Raw genomic sequence first — 3,433 nt, forward strand, 5'->3', positions numbered from 1 at the left:
GTCCCGGCACTTCAGGCAGCCTCGGCTGCGAGCAAGACCTTTGCTGCGTAAGCTGAGGTCCCCTTGTCAGGCAAAAACACGGCCTCGGTCCGCATGGACTCGGGCCGTTTTTTGCGCGCCATGGTGGCGCCGCGGCCGTTGCTGACAGGGAGAATCATCGATGCAAACCGTGGGAACCTGGTGGATGTGGGTCGGCTTCGCCGTCTTCGTCGTCGCCATGCTGCTCGTCGACTTGCTGGCGATGCGCGGCGGCAAAGCGCATCGGGTATCGTTCAAGGAGGCCGCCGGCTGGTCGGCGGTGTGGGTGGCCGTGTCGCTGGCGTTCGCCGCGCTGTTGTGGTGGCGGCTCGACGTCACACTGGGGCGCGAGGCCGCCAACACCCAGGCGCTGGCCTTCGTCACCGGCTATCTGATCGAAAAAGCCTTGGCGGTCGATAACGTCTTCGTTTGGCTGATGCTGTTCGGCGCCTTCGCCATTCCACCCGAACTGCAAAAGCGCGTGCTGGCGCTCGGGGTGTTCGGCGCCATCGTGCTGCGCGCCGGCATGATCTTCGGCGGCGTGTGGCTGGTTCATCAGTTCCACTGGCTGCTGTATGTCTTCGGCGCTTTCCTGCTCTATACCGGCGTGCATATGTGGCGCGGCGCTGACGCGCCGGCGGGGACGCCGGGCGGCGCGTTGCTGGGCTGGCTGCGGCGTCATGTCAACGTGACCGACCGCCTGCACGGCGAGCGTTTCTTCGTGACGCAGGAAACGGACGGCAAGACGGCGCGCTTCGTCACGCCGCTGCTGTTGGTGCTGGTGCTGGTGGAAATCTCCGATCTGATTTTCGCCGTCGATTCGATTCCGGCCATCTTCGCGGTGTCGCTCGACCCGTTCATCGTGCTGACGTCCAACGTGTTCGCCATCCTCGGCCTGCGCGCCATGTACTTTTTGCTGGCCGACATGGCCGCGCGCTTCTCGCTGCTCAAGTACGGCCTGGCCATCGTGCTGGTGTTCGTCGGCGCCAAGATGCTGTTGATGGATCTGATTCACGTGCCGGTGCTGTTCGCGCTCGGCGTGGTGGCGGCGATCATCGCCACCTCGGTGGTGTTGTCGTTGCGGCGCACGCCGCCGGAGCACGGCGGCTAGCGCGCGTCTTGGCGCAATAGCGCGGCGACGTCGTCGGCCGCCGGGGCATAGGCGCCCGTGCGCATGGCGGCACAGGCGGCGGTCGCCGCCGCAAAGCGCAGATGCGCGCCGGGCTCGGCCTCGGGGCGGGTCAGCAGGCTCGCCAACCATCCGCCCATGGCCGCGTCGCCGCAACCGACCGTATCCGCGACTGCCACCCGGAAAACCGGCTGGCGGAAACGGGCTTCCTGCTCGTACAAGCACATATCGGCCGCGCCTTGGGTATAGAGGATGCTGGCTTGCGGCGCCAGGCGGCGCAGCCGCGCCATGGCCGCGTCTTGCGGTAGGCCGGGGTAGAGCGCCGCCAGATCCTCGTCGGAGACCTTGATGTAGCGCGCCATGGCGGCCATTGCCTCGAAGCGGGGAAAATAATCGGGCGCGGCCATGATCGTGCGGTAGTTGGGGTCGAACGACAGGGGCTTGCCGGCGCGATAGAGCCGGTGCGCCAGCGCGAGCAGCCTGTCCGCCAGCGGCGGACGCGCCAGGCTGATGCCGCCGAAGTGGGCGATGGCGAGCGCTTGCTCCCAATCCGCCGGCAAGGCGTCCACATCGAAATGCAGATCGGCGCTGTTCTCGCCGATGAAGAAATAGGCCGGCGGCTGGCGCTCGGGCACCATGGCCAACAGCGGCGGGTACGGCCGGCTTTGCAGGAAGCGGATGTCCAACCCGGCCGCCAGGCTTTCGGCCAGCAGCTGCTGGCCGAACACGTCTTGGCTGACCGCGCCGCCCGAGGCGCTCGGCACCCCGAGCCGGGCCACCACACGCGCGACGTTCCAGCAGGCGCCGCCCGGCACGGCGCGCCAATCTTGACCTTCTTGGCGGATGAAATCGGTCAGGGCCTCGCCAAAGGCGATGAAGCGGGGAGACGGCATAGGGTTATCCAATCGGTGCGCTGTCGTGCAAGGTCAGGCCATTAAGCGGCCAGAACGCCAGGCTTGCCAAGTCCGCGGCGCCATCGCTGACCAGGCGAAGGAGGTCATGGACAGCTTTTCTGCAATATGGATACAGTACAGTAAGTAATAGGGCTTACACATGACAACAGAGTAGTTGTCGGAGACGTCAATATCATGAACAAGGGGAGGCGCGCCCTAGGCGCGCTGGCATGCATGCTGAGCCTGACGGTCCACGCGGACCCGGTGCGCGTGCTGACCGAGGATGACCCGCCGTTCAATCTGCGCGAGGCCGGCGGCCAGATCGGCGGCGTGGCGACCGACATGGTGCGCGACATCTTCCAGCGCGCGCGCCTGCCCTACACGCTGGAACTGCTGCCTTGGGCCCGGGCATACAATCTGGCACTGACCGAGGCCGATGTCTGCCTGTACGCGACCACCCGCAACGCCGAGCGCGAAAAGCGCTTTCTCTGGATCGGCCCGTTGCTGGTCAATGCCTGGGCGATCTACGCCGGACCGCACAGTCCCGATCGCGTGCGCACGCTCGACGATGTCCGTCCGCCCGCCGTGATCGGCGGCTACCTGGGCGACGCCGTGGCGCAGTACCTGGTGGACCGCGGCTACCGCGTGCAGCAGATCAACGACGACGCGCGCAACGTCCAGCTCCTGGCCCTGGGCCGCATCGACTACTGGGCCAGCGGCGTCTACCACGCCAATTATCTGCTGGCCAAATCCCAACAAACCGCGATCCATCCGGTGCTGCAATTCAACGTGACCGACCTCTATCTGGCCTGTAATCCGCAGTTGCCCGGCACGGCGTTCGCGCGCCTGCGCCAAGCGTTCTCGGCGATGCAACGCGACGGCACGCTGGACCGCATCCGCCATCACGATTAACCCCGGTGGACTTGTCGTGCACGCTACGCGCAGCATTGCGCCAGACTCTTGGCGACATGCCTTAGCACCTCTAACAGAACACATTTCACGGTTAAGTAGCGTGCGTTCGCGAAGCAACGCACGGCTTTAGGACTCGCTTAAGACGTGCATTGCCTGCGGCGAATGCACGCTACAAGATTTGTGCGGATGCCTTGGCGTCGGCGCGAGCGGTGTGGTCGGTCACGTCGCCTGCCGTGTGGTTTAGCGGCCCGACGAAGGCGTCGCCGACACGTCCATGGCGTGCAAGGGGATCAAGCGCTGACGGTGCTTCCAGTTGTAGCCGAGCCAGAAGACCAGGAACAGCGGAATGCCGATATAGGTGGCCAGGATGCCGTTCCAGTCGACCTTGGCGCCGGTGAACGCGCCGTAGTTCTGACCCAGCATGATCACCAGGCACAGCGCGAAGGCGAACAGCGGGCCGAGCGGGAACCACTTGGCGCGG

General features: G+C 65.7%; 3 protein-coding genes and 1 pseudogene. 2 read left to right on the plus strand and 2 right to left on the minus strand.

The features are described 5' to 3' along the window. The first annotated feature begins 160 nt into the window (after positions 1 to 160). Entirely contained in the window at positions 161 to 1,129 is a 969-nt protein-coding gene (locus JOZ06_RS01660) for a TerC family protein (RefSeq protein WP_293228037.1), read from the plus strand. On the opposite strand, the gene JOZ06_RS01665 is transcribed toward JOZ06_RS01660, so the two are convergent. Further along, complete coding sequence (locus tag JOZ06_RS01665; RefSeq protein WP_293228039.1) at positions 1,126 to 2,040, minus strand: carbohydrate kinase; 915 nt, start codon at positions 2,038 to 2,040, stop codon at positions 1,126 to 1,128. The two genes, JOZ06_RS01660 and JOZ06_RS01665, sit on opposite strands and share 4 nt — an antisense overlap. A 195-nt stretch (positions 2,041 to 2,235) precedes the next feature. Here JOZ06_RS01665 and JOZ06_RS01670 point away from each other — a divergent pair, with 195 nt between their 5' ends. After that, positions 2,236 to 2,952 carry a transporter substrate-binding domain-containing protein gene (locus JOZ06_RS01670; protein ID WP_293228041.1) on the plus strand — a complete coding sequence of 239 codons (717 nt, stop codon included), beginning with the start codon at positions 2,236 to 2,238 and terminating at the stop codon, positions 2,950 to 2,952. Positions 2,953 to 3,192: 240 nt separating this feature from the next. Here the strand turns inward: JOZ06_RS01670 and JOZ06_RS01675 are convergent. Continuing rightward, positions 3,193 to 3,433 (minus strand): annotated as a pseudogene (locus tag JOZ06_RS01675) (gamma-aminobutyrate permease); the annotation flags it as partial.

The sequence above is a fragment of the Paludibacterium sp. genome (assembly GCF_019232825.1).
In the GTDB taxonomy this organism is placed as follows: Bacteria; Pseudomonadota; Gammaproteobacteria; order Burkholderiales; family Chromobacteriaceae; genus Paludibacterium.